The organism is Calidifontibacillus oryziterrae (assembly GCF_000331575.1).
Lineage (GTDB): Bacteria > Bacillota > Bacilli > Bacillales > Bacillaceae_J > Calidifontibacillus_A > Calidifontibacillus_A oryziterrae.
On sequence record NZ_KB223527.1, the window covers coordinates 1,435,752 to 1,450,463 of the forward strand.

15 protein-coding genes are annotated in these 14,712 nt (G+C 33.6%); all 15 read right to left on the reverse strand.

Features of this window, described 5'->3' with window-relative positions; translation table 11 throughout:
* Window positions 1-12: 12 nt before the first annotated feature.
* Entirely contained in the window at window positions 13-1,194 is a 1,182-nt protein-coding gene (gene pseC / locus D612_RS0115595) for a UDP-4-amino-4,6-dideoxy-N-acetyl-beta-L-altrosamine transaminase (RefSeq protein ID WP_017756425.1), read from the reverse strand.
* 30 nt (window positions 1,195-1,224) lie between these two features.
* Window positions 1,225-2,277, reverse strand: coding sequence for a pseudaminic acid synthase (gene pseI, locus D612_RS0115600; protein WP_017756426.1), 1,053 nt, complete (start codon window positions 2,275-2,277; stop codon window positions 1,225-1,227).
* Window positions 2,274-3,323: a UDP-2,4-diacetamido-2,4,6-trideoxy-beta-L-altropyranose hydrolase gene (gene pseG, locus D612_RS0115605; RefSeq protein WP_017756427.1), complete on the reverse strand. Its 1,050-nt coding sequence runs from the start codon at window positions 3,321-3,323 to the stop codon at window positions 2,274-2,276. The genes pseI and pseG overlap by 4 nt, the downstream gene beginning before the upstream one ends.
* 4 nt (window positions 3,324-3,327) lie before the next feature.
* Window positions 3,328-4,053, reverse strand: coding sequence for a cytidylyltransferase domain-containing protein (locus D612_RS0115610; protein WP_017756428.1), 726 nt, complete (start codon window positions 4,051-4,053; stop codon window positions 3,328-3,330).
* A gap of 48 nt (window positions 4,054-4,101) precedes the next feature.
* Window positions 4,102-4,641, reverse strand: coding sequence for a UDP-4-amino-4,6-dideoxy-N-acetyl-beta-L-altrosamine N-acetyltransferase (gene pseH, locus D612_RS0115615; protein WP_017756429.1), 540 nt, complete (start codon window positions 4,639-4,641; stop codon window positions 4,102-4,104).
* Between the two features lie 112 nt (window positions 4,642-4,753).
* A complete protein-coding gene (locus tag D612_RS18450) occupies window positions 4,754-6,010 on the reverse strand; it encodes an acyl-CoA reductase (RefSeq protein WP_017756430.1) in 1,257 nt (418 codons plus the stop codon).
* The gene (locus D612_RS0115625; RefSeq protein ID WP_017756431.1) at window positions 6,007-7,077 is read right to left on the reverse strand and encodes a LuxE/PaaK family acyltransferase; all 1,071 of its coding nucleotides are present in this window, start codon (window positions 7,075-7,077) and stop codon (window positions 6,007-6,009) included. Before D612_RS0115625 ends, D612_RS18450 begins: the two co-directional genes overlap by 4 nt.
* 122 nt (window positions 7,078-7,199) lie before the next feature.
* On the reverse strand, window positions 7,200-8,591 hold the full coding sequence (locus D612_RS0115630) for an AMP-binding protein (RefSeq protein ID WP_017756432.1): 1,392 nt from the start codon (window positions 8,589-8,591) through the stop codon (window positions 7,200-7,202).
* A gap of 134 nt (window positions 8,592-8,725) precedes the next feature.
* Window positions 8,726-9,472, reverse strand: coding sequence for an SDR family NAD(P)-dependent oxidoreductase (locus tag D612_RS0115635; RefSeq protein WP_017756433.1), 747 nt, complete (start codon window positions 9,470-9,472; stop codon window positions 8,726-8,728).
* 2 nt (window positions 9,473-9,474) lie between these two features.
* Window positions 9,475-9,711, reverse strand: coding sequence for an acyl carrier protein (locus D612_RS0115640; protein ID WP_017756434.1), 237 nt, complete (start codon window positions 9,709-9,711; stop codon window positions 9,475-9,477).
* Window positions 9,712-9,930: 219 nt separating this feature from the next.
* Entirely contained in the window at window positions 9,931-10,623 is a 693-nt protein-coding gene (locus tag D612_RS0115645) for a CDP-alcohol phosphatidyltransferase family protein (protein ID WP_017756435.1), read from the reverse strand.
* Between the two features lie 13 nt (window positions 10,624-10,636).
* Complete coding sequence (locus D612_RS0115650) at window positions 10,637-11,689, reverse strand: alcohol dehydrogenase catalytic domain-containing protein (protein ID WP_017756436.1); 1,053 nt, start codon at window positions 11,687-11,689, stop codon at window positions 10,637-10,639.
* Entirely contained in the window at window positions 11,670-12,404 is a 735-nt protein-coding gene (locus D612_RS0115655) for an IspD/TarI family cytidylyltransferase (RefSeq protein WP_017756437.1), read from the reverse strand. Before D612_RS0115655 ends, D612_RS0115650 begins: the two co-directional genes overlap by 20 nt.
* Window positions 12,405-12,439: 35 nt before the next feature.
* Window positions 12,440-13,546, reverse strand: a complete 1,107-nt coding sequence (locus D612_RS0115660) for an FkbM family methyltransferase (RefSeq protein WP_017756438.1) — start codon at window positions 13,544-13,546, stop codon at window positions 12,440-12,442.
* Between the two features lie 145 nt (window positions 13,547-13,691).
* Window positions 13,692-14,660 carry a UDP-N-acetylglucosamine 4,6-dehydratase (inverting) gene (gene pseB / locus D612_RS0115665; RefSeq protein WP_017756439.1) on the reverse strand — a complete coding sequence of 323 codons (969 nt, stop codon included), beginning with the start codon at window positions 14,658-14,660 and terminating at the stop codon, window positions 13,692-13,694.
* Window positions 14,661-14,712: the final 52 nt, after the last annotated feature.

The window sequence follows — 14,712 nt, forward strand, 5'->3', positions numbered from 1 at the left end:
TAAGTAGTTTCTTTACTTTAAATAATACTCTGCAACCTTTTTTACACCTTTAATGACAGATTCAATATCTAGTTTTGTCATCTTCGGAAATAATGGTATTGTCAATACCGTTTCATACCATTGTTCTGCAATCGGACATAATCCTTTTTTATAACCTAATCTCTGATAATATGGATGTAAATAAACGGGAATATAATGTACATGAACTCCTATATTTTCTGCGCGTAAAGCTTCAAAAATTTCTTTTCTTCCAACATGAAACTTCTCTAACTCTAAGCTTAGAATATATAAATGCCAGCTCGAGTTTGTATTATTTATTTGGTAGGGAATCTTTACACCATTTAACTTTGAAAATTCCTGATTATAAATATTAGCAATTTCTCTTCTCTTTGTTACAAACTTGTTGAGCTTTTGCATTTGTGATAAGCCTAAAGATGCCTGCAAGTCAGTAATTCGATAGTTATAACCTAATTCAACCATTTCATAATACCAAGGACCTTCATCTCTATATAAAATATCACTTCGGATACCGTGGGAACGGAATAAGCGTAGTTTTTCATAATATTCTTTTGAATTTGTGGTAATAATTCCACCTTCTCCAGTCGTTATATGTTTAACTGGATGAAAACTAAACATTGTCATATGTGCTAACGTCCCTACTTTTCTCCCCATATAAGTAGCACCCAAGGAGTGAGCAGAATCTTCAATCACGACTAAATTATGTTCCTGAGCAATTTTCATAATCTTATCCAAATCAACAGGTTGCCCTGTAAAATCTACAGGTATAATAGCTCTGGTTTTCGATGTTATTACACATCGAATTTTATCTGGGTCAATATTATAAGTTTGCTCATCAATATCAGCAAATACTGGTTTTCCACCACAATAAAGAACACAGTTACTACTCGCTGCAAATGTTATTGGAGTTGTTATGACCTCATCTCCACTACCAATTCCAGCCGCAAAGCAAGCTCCATGCAACGCAGCCGTTCCATTTGCAAATGCTACAGCATACTTTGCCCCAACATAATCAGCTATTGATTGTTCAAACTCTACTATTTTAGGACCTTGCGTTATAAACGGACTTTGAAGTGTATTAACTATAGCATTGATATCATCTTCATCAATCCATTGTTGTCCATAAGATAAATATGTATCACGGACAGGTTTCCCACCAAAAATGGCTAACGTCATAATTACTCCTCCAAACAGGCACTATAAAACTTATAGTAAATCCCAAGATAACGGGGTTCCTTTTTTTACATCTTTTTGTACCTTTTTCCCTAGCACGCTTTTAAAATGTTTAGGTGGCAATCCATGTCCTGGACGAATCGCTCTAACATTTTCTTTAGTAAGCGTTTCACCGACTTGAATATCTTTAACTACATATAAGGAACGGCGATCCTTCAAAGATTGTATCTCTGCATCGGTTGGACCATAGCTTACCGAACCCAAACTTTCCCATGCTCGTTCCGTTTCAACTACTAACACTTCCATTTCTTCCGGTTCCATTGAAAAAGCAGCATCCGTTCCACCTTCGGCTCTTGAGGTAGTAAAATGTTTCTCAATAACTGAAGCACCCAAAACCACACTTGCAACTGCAACCCCGGTTCCCATTGTGTGATCAGATAATCCAACCTCACATTGAAATAATTCTTTCATGTGTGGAAGCGTTAAAAGATTTGAATGTTCAGGGGATGATGGGTATGTACTTGTACACTTTAATAAGATCAAATCTTTGCAACCAGCCATTCTAGCCGCACGCACTGTTTCATCTAATTCTGCAACTGTAGCCATTCCCGTTGAAATTATTAATGGTTTCCCAGTTGAAGCAGCCTTTTCTATCAGTGGGATATCTGTATTTTCAAAAGAGGCAATTTTATAGCATGGAACATCCAATTCTTCTAAAAAATCAATTGCCGTCTCATCAAACGGGGAACTAAAAGCAATTAACCCCAACTCCTGACAACGCTTAAAAATTGGTTCATGCCATTCCCATGGAGTATATGCTTCTTTGTATAACTGATAATAGGATTTACCCTTCCATAGACTATCCGGGTTATTAATAAAAAACTCATCTTCATTTATGTCAAGCGTCATCGTATCCGCTGTGTATGTTTGTAATTTAAGTGCATCCACTCCAGCCCTTGCAGCAGCTTCAACAATTTCTAATGCTTTTTCCAACGATTGATTATGATTACCTGACATTTCAGCAATAATAAAAGGTTTGTAATCAGAACCAATCAATCTTCCTTGTATATTAATTGGATTTTTCACCTTTTTAAGACCTCCAATATTTCTTGAACAACCGGATGATTCCCCTTTACGATATATGCATGCATTAATTGTAATGATTTTTCGGACATTTTTTGTAATACATTTGGCTGATTAATTACCCTATTAATTATATCGACAAGATCGGCTGTTTTTACATTTTCATGCCATCCTAAATTCCATACAGCTCCATACATAGCAGCAGCTTCCGTAGATTCTTGTTGATTTTCTGCAACAACAGTCACTATAGATGGTAGTCCCAAAAAACAACGTTCCCACATCGTTACCCCACCTGCACCCAAGGCTAAGTCACACATTCTCATTAAATCAGCCATGTAGTCAATTTGTAAATAAAACTTGTATTGACTTTTTTCACATTTCCTTCGAATTAATTCCCTATTTGTGTTCGATAACCCCACAACAACATGAACAGTTACATCCAACAATTTTAGAATATCCATGGCTTTTATCACTTTTAGAGTTTCATTAGTTGGGTCAGATCCCCCGTAAAAAATTAAAATATTTTGAATAGGTTGTTTTATTTCAACAACGTTGTTTTTCGTGTAAAATTCTGGACGTAGCAATAAATAGTGGGGTCCTAAGAGTTTCCTACAATGATCAGGCACTAAATGCTCATATCGATTATTAAAATTGATGAAAAAATTTTGGTCTAAAAGTAAATCACAATCATGTTGTCTATTAGCAAGATCATCAATAACCATCACTTTCAGATCTAAAAATGCTTTTTTTATAATTCTCTCCCATCTGTAGTCAATTTGATAGTGATCAATTATTAATAGATCAGCTTCATTTCCCATTAAAATTTCTTTCGTAACATTTGCATCATTTATAATATTATTTCTCTCAGATAAAGCTTTTACTAGAAAACCTTCGCTTATTATAAATTCAATTAGATTCCCTTTTGTTTCCTTACAAATAAAAATAACCTTAGCACCAATTTCCTTTAAGTAATGAGCTAATGTTAGGCACCGCATAACATGTCCTGTTCCTATTGTAATCGAGGCATCTACTCTAATAAAAATATTCATTTTCTCACACTACCGGTTTCTGTTTTATATGCGCATTAATACTAGCAATTTCAGGATTTTCTTTCAAAAATTTAACTACTTTTTCTGTAGGAACAAGAATATCTTCTATATAGTAATCTGCAATTTTTTTACAAAGCTCATAATCTTCTTCTGTATCTAATGTAATTCGTAATTCTGGCTGTTGAATAGCTTCACAAGCCTCAATTGTATCCCAAGAAAACTCCTCTTTAAACTCATAGGCATAATATGTCACGTGCTCCCGATGGCGTTGCTCTTTACCATGCTGGTTCATATAATTAAGTGAATGATACGAAAACAATTCAACTGCCAATCCTCTTGGTAAATCCCCGATAATACTCATGAAGTCACACCTTGTCTCGTTCTTTTTTTCTACCATTTTCGTAGCTAGCTGATAATCAACAAAAGGACAATCTGCAGTAACTCGAATGACATATTCGGGATTATATTCTTTTGCAGCTTCGACATAACGACTTAATACATCTGTTTCAGACCCCCGAAAATAAGAAACGTCCTTCCGTTTACACCACTCTTCAACCACATCATCCTGAGGCAACAGTGAAGTTGCAACAATTACTTTACTAACGCCTTTAATTTTTTTAGATCGCTCCACAACATAGGTGAGAACATCAAAACTGCCTAATGGCTTCAATATTTTTCCTGGAAGACGTGATGAACCCATTCTTGCCTGAATAATTACGATAACATTCATCTCTACACAACCTCTTTGCTAAGCAGCCATATTTTGAAATAACAATTTCTAAATCACTTCTGGAATATATTTTACATATCTCTTTCCAAAATCTGTCCACATTTTTTTAGTCATTTCGAATATATAGACATTGTGATATTTCCCATATTTATAAATATGCTCGGTTAAATAACCAACTTCTCTAGCACCTTGCTTCAGATGAATCTTGCGAATACCTCCATTTTCTTCCATGACCTCACCCATTAATTTATTCATGCCGAGGTTTTCAAAAGCGTAATTGTACATGTATGGACCTATAAAACCTCCTAACATGCTATATTCCTGCTCTCCTATGTAAAAGTTCCAATAAGCTCTTTTATCTCTTAGATTTATATTAGTTAAAGATACTAGCCCAATTGGTTGATTTTTATATACTAATATCCAGTAGCAACTATTGGAATCATTTTGAATAGACTGAAACCACTTTTTCTGTTCCTCCATGTTATTCTCTATATCTGTATACATGTAACGAGTGACAAATTCTGATGTACGCCATTTCAAAATTAATTTTAAATGTTTTTCCTCAACAGTAACAAATTGCATATTCATCACCTAAATCATCCTAATTATAACTTTTTACATAGCTAAAAATTATTATCATTTCAATTATTATAAATTAATTGTTTATTAAATAACCATAATCAACCTTCACAGTTATAACCTACCGTATCACAATCTCTCTTGTTAAATAAAATAATAAATCATACCCATCCCATATCCCTTCAAAATTTAGGGCCTGTCCAATTGGAACAATTCGATCAATACCTCTATTTTGTAATTTTTTAGCAAAATCAACTAATTCTGTACGTTTAAAACCATAATAAGATAATGTTTGATCCTTATCATCTAAGTAAGGAATTAAGTCATTCAACTTTTGAAGACTGAGTTCTATAAAAAGGCCTCCACCACAATGTTTTCCTCTTATCTCTAAATCAATACTGTCTACTTTTATACGCGAAAAATTTTTTTGATGTGAAAAATATTGAACATTATCACTACCACTTAGCAAATAGCCCGTTGCTAATTTTTGTACTTGTAAGGCTGGTGAATAATCTATAAAATGCGTATTAAGATAATTATCTATTCCGTTCCAAAAAAGTTCTCCTGCAGCTTTTATAGCTTGATCATTTCCGATCCATACAATTAATCTTGGTGAAGAACAAGCCATTTGAGCAAACCAAAACCCATCATTATAAAAACGATGAATAAAATCAGCAAAATCCTCTTCTCCTGCTTTCAAAATTGTATTGGCTTCAATAACTGATAACGAAAAGCGATCAGGAAAAGTCAATTCGATTGCTAAAGGAGCCAATGGAATAGCTCGAATTGCTTTTACGGTATTATCTCCACCCCATATAATACGGACATCGCATCGTTCAGATAAATATTTACTTGTTTCAATATCATGATCATAGGTTAAAATCACTGTTCGATTTGCAACCTCTTGATATTTTTCAAGGCCTATCATAATAGCATGGAGTAATAACTCAGTTTGAACTTGCTTTTGTCCAGAAATTCTAATGATATTGTTATTTCCAGCGAGCATGGATAGTACCCAAGAATATACAAAAATCGTATCAACATTTGAGGGGGCAAAATGTAACGCAACTCCCCTTGCCAAAACAATTTTAGAATTTGTTTGGTTATTAAATAATTCCTGCATTTCAACTAAATGAGCTTTTCTTAACCAATATGCTAATGCAATTAATTCAGGAAAGCGGCGATAGGAGCGATCCCCAAAAATTGTTTTTGAAATTGAATCCAAAAATAACAATACTTCAGGATGAAAAGGTTTAAGCGGATTCATTGCTACAACTTCTTCAATTGTTTCTTGCCATTTAGTTTGAAAAGATGTTCCAACTTCATCTTGATTTCCGCTAATTTTTCCATCACCATTTTTAGGCCAAAAAAAATTCATTTCCCATCACCTGCTTTCAAATCAAATGCAAACGTATCACTGCATCCCCGTAATTCTGCTTTCGGAATACGGCCATATACGGTAAAATACTTTCCTTTCCAACCGCACGGACAGTCATCTTCTCCGTGAACAATGCCTAAGTCTTCTGTCAACAAACTATGTCCTGGATAGCTCTTCGGTAAAACGCTAAGTACTTGAATCAATCCTTGTTGACCAAACATTAGTGGTTTGAATGAAATTGGATCACGTATAATAACATCCGCATAAATTGGCGTATGAAGGTGACCTTGCGTACACTCTAAAAAAATTGAACCTATTTGTTCGACCATCCCATAATAATTATGGACATTACGTAATCCAAATTGATTTAATAATGATCCTTTAAAGACATCATTACTAACCGCTTCCTCTCGTAGTTTTTTCCAACCACCACCATGAATAAGTATACTGTTACCCAAGTCAATTTGAATACCACGCTGAACGGCTTCTTTATAAAAATGCTTCCAAATCATAAAAGTAAAACCAAATAATAATATTTTTTCGCCTTTATTTTTTTCTAAAAATCCCATTAAACCAGTCCAATCAACACTCATGTCCTCATGAAACAAATAAAATGGGCTCCTTCCAAAATTTGCAAAACCTAATATACCAGCACCTCTTGCACTAAAGGATTTACGATCCTTCAATATACTTTTCGTGTCAATAATGATCATCGGGAGGCGTTTGGAACCAATTAGTGGCTTCATGACAGTAACAAGTGCCCTTGTTTGTGCGGATGCAGTTTCTTTATCTAAAAAAATTTTTGAAACCTTCTGACCAGTCGTACCACTTGAAGTCAATATTTTAAAGATATCTTTTTTATTGACGGAGTATAAATCCATCATTTTGAAAAGCTGCACAGGTAAATACGGAACCGTTTCAAGTGAGTGTACCAATGTTTTTTGTCCCGCTTTATTTATTATGTTTCGATATGGCTCACAATGATCATAATGAAAACGTGTTAACGTATTCAGTTCCGTTAATAGATAGGATTGTTTCATTGTTTTCTTTGTTTTATATGGTTCCATTTAATATCAATTCCTTTTAAGCATCATAATTATAATATGATAGATTGTTACAACCACAACTAATAAAAGCTAGTGTGGCATCTGTCTTATTTAACATATAGAAAACCCTTAACATTACGGTTTTAGAAAACTAAATCCAATAGAATTTTATAATCAATTTTCCCATTAGCTAGCCTCGGAATGTCTTCTATGACTTTCACAACGAAGGCACTGGGATGTAATTTATATAAATCTTCAACTATCTCTTGAATTTTATCTTTCATTTCCATATTTCGAACCACTATTGCCATTTTATTATCTGTTCCAACGCAAACAACATTTGTCCCTAATCTGGATTCGATTTGCTTTTCAATATCATCTAAATTTAATCGTAAGCCAAATAATTTAATAAACCGCGTCAATCTGCCCTTTAAATAAAAAAAACCTTCCTCATCAAGGGTTGCAAGGTCGCCAGTACGTAGATATCCTCTTAATTCGTCAATCTTCGCTAAATCTTCTATGTTTACCGCATAACCCATCATTACATTTGGTCCTTCGTATATGAGCTCGTTTGTTTCCGGATCTAGATGTAGATTACCACCTGGAATCGCTTTTCCAATACTTGTTGGCTTCTCTAACGTTTTATCTGGCGGTAAATAACTAATCCGAGCTGTCGCTTCAGTCTGGCCATACATGACAAAAAATTGCTTCCCTTGTTCCTTGGCGTACTCACCAAATAAACGAACAAGCTTCTCATTTAAAGCTCCACCCGCTTGTGTAAAATAACGTAGGTGGGGGAGTTTCATTTTATGGAAACCAACCCGATGCAACATCTGGTATGTGTATGGAACACCAGCAAACGATGTCGCCTTTTTGCTTTTCATAAAATCCCAAAAAGACTTTGTCATTACGCTTTCGTTTGTTAACAAAACAGTCGATCCTGCTAGAAGGTGACTATTAATAATTGAAAGTCCATACGAATAATTTAGTGGCAAATTGGCTAAACCGCGATCTTCACTTGTAATATTCAAGTATTCCTTAATCGATTTTGCATTTGCCACAATATTATTATATGATAACCGTACGAACTTCACACTACCAGTCGTTCCTGAAGTGCTTAACAATAATGCAAGGTCGGGATTAATGAAATAGGGGATGGTATTTTTTCTTCGAGTCCAAATTTGGCAATATTCGTATTGTTCACACTCGTATCTATCAGAAAAATCAAATCGTTGGTTTACTGAAAAAATCCAGTTAGGTTTGTATATTTCAAGAATTTCCGAAAGTAGCTGCCTATTTAATTTTTCATCAAGTAGCATAACAGCATCCTGCTTTTGCAATGCTGCTAAGTAAGCAACCAACGGCCCAACTTCATTTCTACATAAAATCAGCCCATGTTGTTTTCGATCACAACTGGGTAAAAGCTTTTTTACAGTTTGAACCTTTTCGTCAAGAGAACTATAAGTAAATGAACCATATTTGTTATCTATTATGGCAATTTGATCAAATTTAATTTGCAAATTCCAAAAATACATATTTATCACACACCTTGTTACTCTAATATTTCTATCGGAAGAATTCTTGTTTTGTAAACTACAACTTAATCAAAATTAAAAACAGCACTTTTCTTAAAAGAACAAGTACTGTTATTTTCTCAAATTATTGCTTTTTATACAATCATACCCCCATCAACCCCAATAACCTGTCCCGTAACATAAGAAGACAAATCTGATGCAAGGAATAACATTGTGTTTGCTACCTCTTTTGGTTTACCAATTCGATTCATTTTTATTGATTCCATTCTTTTTTTATATTTAGCTTCTGACAGTCCTCTTATCATCTCTGTCTCGATAAAGCCGGGGGCAACAGCATTCACACGAATATTGGAAGGTGCTAACTCTTTCGCCGCTGACATGGTAGCACCAATTAATGCTGCTTTTGTAGTCGAATATGCAACCTGTCCTGCTTCCCCAAAACGACCAAAAATTGAACTTACATTAATGATTGATCCTTGTTTCTTTTGTGTCATTATTCTTGAAGCTAATTGCATATGGAGAAGTGAGGCAATTAAATTCACATTCAAAATTTCTTCAAGCTTTTCAAGTTGAATCATTCCTAGTAAGCTATCGTAGAGTGTGCCAGCATTATTTACTAGTACATCTAACTGACCAAACTGCTTATGTATCTGTTGAAAGGCAGCTTTCATTTCAACTATATTGGACACATCATATGGAAATACAAGCACCTTTTGGCTGGTATTCTTATTAATTCTTTCTGCTAGTTCTAATAAACGCTGTTGATCACGTCCATTAATAGCAATCCTCGCTCCTTCCTCAGAAAAAACAAGCGCAGTAGCTTCCCCAATCCCTTTCGATGCTCCAGTGATGAAAGCAATCTTCCCATCAAGTAATCCCATAGTTAAAATTCCACTCCGTATTTCTTTAAAATCTCTTTTGCTTTTGCAAATGAACTCAACTCAATGACATCGTCAGTATCCATCATAATTTCAAAACCATCGTCAATTGCAGAGACCAAAGCCATATGAGCAATAGAATCCCACTCTTCAATTCTATTATATTGAAGATCATCCGTTACTTGCGCTTCCGGTATCCCTAATGTCTCAGCAAAGATTCCACGTAATTTATGTAGGTTCATTGTATTAATCCCCTTTATGTATTTTTTAACATAATTATTTTTAGTTGCAATACTATATATCAAATTTATTAATAATTTTTACTTTCTTTAAATATTATTCCTCATCCCTAGTATAAGTAAAGGATAGATCTAAGGAAGTAATTTTTTCGGATTAGTAACACCGTTAACAAGTTAAATCCTTATTCTCATTCTTACCACATAATATTGTTGACATAATTGTTAAATAATGAATTTTTTATAATAATGTTTTGTCCTGATACATTCCCAAACTCGATATATCCAATCAAGGTTTTTGCCAACTATTACTATATAAACAAAGGAATTTATACTGCCTACTAAGCATAAAATTGATAATAAGAAATACATTGTAAAAATGTCAAAGGCAGGAATCATCCCTCTATCAATAAACCACTTTTTCCAAGATGCACGGACAAGTGGGTGTTTTTTCATAAAAGGTAAAACATATTTATGAACGACAATTATATCAAGCATAAGTGTTGTTATAAATATTATTTTAAAAATAACCTGAACATTCGTTCCGAATAAAATACCCAACAATAAACTAGTTCGAACTAAACGATCTAAATGCAAGTCCAGTTTTGCTCCTATAGCTGAAGATGTTTTCGTTAGTCGTGCTAAATTACCATCGACAATATCTAAAATTTGATGGGCAATAATTAATAAACCAGCGAAAACTAAATTACCATTATAAATACATATTCCTGCCAACGATCCGAAAGTTCCTGAAATAATCGTTGCCATATTTGCAGAAAGTTTAAGTTTTAGAAATAATAATGTTACATAAGGAACAACAGTATACAAATAAAACAGGTTTGTAATATAATCTAGATTTCGATTAGAAGCATTTAATCTATTAAAAAACTCTTTATATCTTCTCCATAAATCTTTCATTCTCGCCACCGCTTTATATTTCCCATTTCATCACCGTTTTACCGTATGGTTTTATACTATCCATTTCAAACGCTCTATGGATATCAGTAATTGAATGTACTGTTAGTTGATTTGTAACTAGCATATTTAAATAATCGTATATTTTATTTTCAAGAATAAATTCAATCGTATCTGTAAAATCCCTAGTGTTACTCCTACTATTTCCAATAAGGACAATACCCTTTTCTAATACTTTTCGAACATTGACTTCTACTTTTTTTTCCGAAACGCCTAAAATTGAAATAGAAGCCCCTGGTTGTACAATGTCTATGATTTTATTTATTACTTCACTTTGTGCTTCACCGCCTACGCATTCAAACATGTGATCAATAGTTATAAACGTTGGGTATTGATCAATAAAATATCTTTCATCAACAAAGGAGAACATCTCAAGTTTATTTGGGTGTTTTCCAAATACAATAACTTTAGTCGAAGGCATCTTTTTCTTAAGTAAGAGGGCCATTAAAAAAGCGACATTCCCATCTCCCCAAACCCCAATATATTTATTCTCACCATTTGAGTAATAATAAAATCTTTTAAGGGCGTGCATACAAACTGATAATAATTCTGTAATTGAAAAAAGATAGTCATTAGAATTTTCATGTATTTTAACAACAAGGCTTTTTGGTTGCATAATCAATTCTTGCATAAAACCATCGTATCCACTAGATCTAAATTTACCTTGTGGACAGTAATTTTCGCCAATTCTATCATTTAATTCACTAACTGTTTTAGGTAATCCTATTAAATAGCCTGGTACATTGGGCACTAACACAACTTTTTCACCAGACTGATATTCATTTGAAGGGTCATATAACACTTCTCCGATCGCCTCATGGATTAACGCCATTGGTAATTTCTTTTGCAGCACCTCTTTGTCACGAGTCCCTTTGTAATAACGTTGATCAGCGTGGCATATCGACATATAAGAGGGCCTGACAATTAAGTATTCCTTCGAGAAATGTACACTTTCCATTACAGTTTCAAACATTTTAGGTTGAATTAATCTAATTACTTGATTGATCAATAGTGTCAGCCCTTTCTATCAACGCCCTGGCCATTGATAAATCAAATGGAGTAGTTATTTTAAAATTATTCTGTTCACCCATTACTAAATATACTGACTTATTTAACAAACGATATAATTTAGCAACATCAGTTGTTGATTCGAGTTGTTCATCTGTGAATTGGCTATAAACACTAACCAGTTCATTAATGAAGAATGATTGAGGTGTCTGACCTTGATAATATTCCTCTCTCTTTGGAATTTCAGCAATTTTAAGACCATCTTTTGAATATACAATTGTATCTACAGCTGGAATAACTGTATCAACAGCACCCCATTTTTGAGTACCTTTTATATTTTCTTTAATTATTCGGTAGCTAACAAACGGGCGCACTGCATCATGTGTTAAAACTACATCGTCATCTTGAGGATCGTAACTCTGTTGAATATGTTTCAAACCAATTCTCACAGTACTATGTCTAGTAGTTCCTCCTGTGATCACTTCAAAATATGAAGATTGTTTTTTGAAATTTCTACTAATTAGATCCCGTGTATAAGCAAACCACGTTGGATGTGTAGCAACAATGACTTTATCAATTTCATGCCGAAAAACAAAAAATTTTTCTAAGGTATGCAATAAAATCGCCTTATTATCCAAAATAAGAAATTGTTTTGGCATATCTATATTCCCCATTCGCTGACCTGAACCACCAGCAAGAATTAAAGCAATGTTCATGTATACCCTTCTCTCTATTTTAAAAATTTAAAAATTTAATTATTCGACGGTAAAGCATACAAAACAGTATCAAATAAGACATCTTTATGATGACCAACAAAATATTTATAACCTAAATCGAATTGCTGAATTACATCAAACACCTTCCAAAAGTGAGTAATATCATGGTAGATACTAATTGCTAATATAGGTTTATCTTTCTTTATCAGTTGTTCACCACCTTTTAATGCTTCTACTTCAGAACCTTCAATATCCATCTTAATAAAGTTTATTTTTTGATTTGAATTGAGACCATTTGCAAATTCATCAAGAGATATTGCCGAAATAGTGATCTCCCCTTCATCTGAAACTTTATTAGTCATAGCAGCATCAAAAGTTTGGAACTTAAGGTTTGTGCAAGTAGACCACAAGCATTTATCAAGTAGTGTAATCTCCCCAAAGTTTCTTTTTTCTTTATTAATCATTTCTTTTATTTGAATCAGCTTATCTTTTGTAGGTTCAAAAGCATATAAGTGGTTCAAATTTGAGAATTGACTAAAAAATATTTTAATTGTGTCCCCATTATACGCTCCAGCATCTATAACTGTATTTACCTTATTCTTTTCTATAGATGGATGAATGTATTGATCATAATTAGAAATCTTTATAAGTTCTCTATCTCCGGTAGCTCTATATGCAAGCATTCTAATATATACTTCTTTAGATAGATCATCCTCTAAATTATCATATACATTTTTATATTTCTCAGCATTTTCCAGCACTTTAAACTCCTCGATAATTTTACAATTATCCCATTCAAATAGTTCAAATGGATACACAATATAGTTATAAAAATCCTCGTCATTTAATTGCCTAATTATTTCTTTATACCATTGACTTGCTATTATAATTTGCATGTCTTTGATTTCTCTTTCCTGAAAACCCATTACCTTAATTCCATCAATGCATGTATTCACCTTTTTTTCATCATTATCGATAAATGCATGCACATTAGCCATTCCCTCAATTGCTTTCTTTACCTTATTTCCAGCTAAACCCGCACCAAATACATAAACATCCTTGTTTATTTTATTGTTGAAATCATTAATGTTATTGCTCTCCAAACACCGCAATAGATAATCCCAATTATATTCTTTGACCATAATATATTTATCTCCTCATAGTATCGAAATAGTAAATATTGAGTATATTATTTTTGAATCATCAAACCATATTTTATGAATATGACATATGGCTATAACCTACCCCACCAAGGATTCGATTCTAAATATTACTGAATTAAGGATCCTACATATCTTCTATCAATGATTGCAGTTCTTTTACAGATAACCACTCATTATTCTTATCACTTGTATATTTAAAATCCTCTGGAAGTGCTTTTCCATTAGTTGTTCTTTCTTTTGACCACCAAGGAAACTCTGGCGTAATTACATAGTAATCATCAAACTCTATTGTATGTCTTGCATCATCTTCTGTAATCATTACTTCATGTAACTTTTCTCCTGGACGAATTCCTACAATTTCAATTTCAGCATCAGGTGCAATAGCTTTAGCAAGATCAGTTATTTTCATACTTGGAATTTTTGGAACAAAGATTTCCCCGCCGCTCATTCTTGATAAACTATCAATAACAAATTGAACACCCTGATCTAACGTTATCCAAAAACGGGTCATTCTTTCATCGGTGATTGGTAGTTTACCTGTAGAAGCCATCTTTTTAAAAAAGGGCACAACACTGCCTCTACTGCCAACAACGTTTCCATAACGAACGACAGAAAATCTTGTTTCTTTATCCCCAACATAGGAATTTGCCGCCACAAATAATTTATCTGATGCTAATTTTGTGGCACCATACAAATTTATCGGAGCTGCAGCCTTATCTGTACTTAAGGCAATGACTCGCTTTACCTCTCGATCTATAGCTGCCTCAATTATATTTTGAGCACCATAAATGTTGGTTTTTACCGCTTCAAACGGGTTATATTCGCAAGCTCCTACATGTTTTAATGCCGCCGCATGAACTACAATATCTACCCCATCAAATGCTCTATAAAGCCGATTCCTATCACGTACATCACCAATAAAAAAGCGAATGCGCGAATCTGTAAATTCTTGTGCCATTTCATATTGTTTTAATTCATCACGACTAAAAACTATTATTTTTTTTACATTAGTTTTTAGCGCTTCCTCAATAAACCTCTTCCCAAAAGAACCTGTTCCACCCGTTATGAGAATGGATTTGTTACGCATATCCATAATTTCACCAATCCTTATTTTAAAAAACACATAAAAAAATTAATTAAGCATA

Coding starts and splice junctions, on each gene's coding strand:
- pseC (WP_017756425.1), bottom strand. CDS start 1,194: ATGACGTTAGCCATTTTTGGTGGGAAACCTGTCCGTGATACATATTTA.
- pseG (WP_017756427.1), bottom strand. CDS start 3,323: ATGAATATTTTTATTAGAGTAGATGCCTCGATTACAATAGGAACAGGA.
- D612_RS0115610 (WP_017756428.1), bottom strand. CDS start 4,053: ATGAATGTTATCGTAATTATTCAGGCAAGAATGGGTTCATCACGTCTT.
- pseH (WP_017756429.1), bottom strand. CDS start 4,641: ATGAATATGCAATTTGTTACTGTTGAGGAAAAACATTTAAAATTAATT.
- D612_RS18450 (WP_017756430.1), bottom strand. CDS start 6,010: ATGAATTTTTTTTGGCCTAAAAATGGTGATGGAAAAATTAGCGGAAAT.
- D612_RS0115625 (WP_017756431.1), bottom strand. CDS start 7,077: ATGGAACCATATAAAACAAAGAAAACAATGAAACAATCCTATCTATTA.
- D612_RS0115630 (WP_017756432.1), bottom strand. CDS start 8,591: ATGTATTTTTGGAATTTGCAAATTAAATTTGATCAAATTGCCATAATA.
- D612_RS0115635 (WP_017756433.1), bottom strand. CDS start 9,472: ATGGGATTACTTGATGGGAAGATTGCTTTCATCACTGGAGCATCGAAA.
- D612_RS0115640 (WP_017756434.1), bottom strand. CDS start 9,711: ATGAACCTACATAAATTACGTGGAATCTTTGCTGAGACATTAGGGATA.
- D612_RS0115645 (WP_017756435.1), bottom strand. CDS start 10,623: ATGAAAGATTTATGGAGAAGATATAAAGAGTTTTTTAATAGATTAAAT.
- D612_RS0115655 (WP_017756437.1), bottom strand. CDS start 12,404: ATGAACATTGCTTTAATTCTTGCTGGTGGTTCAGGTCAGCGAATGGGG.
- D612_RS0115660 (WP_017756438.1), bottom strand. CDS start 13,546: ATGGTCAAAGAATATAATTGGGATTATCTATTGCGGTGTTTGGAGAGC.
- pseB (WP_017756439.1), bottom strand. CDS start 14,660: ATGGATATGCGTAACAAATCCATTCTCATAACGGGTGGAACAGGTTCT.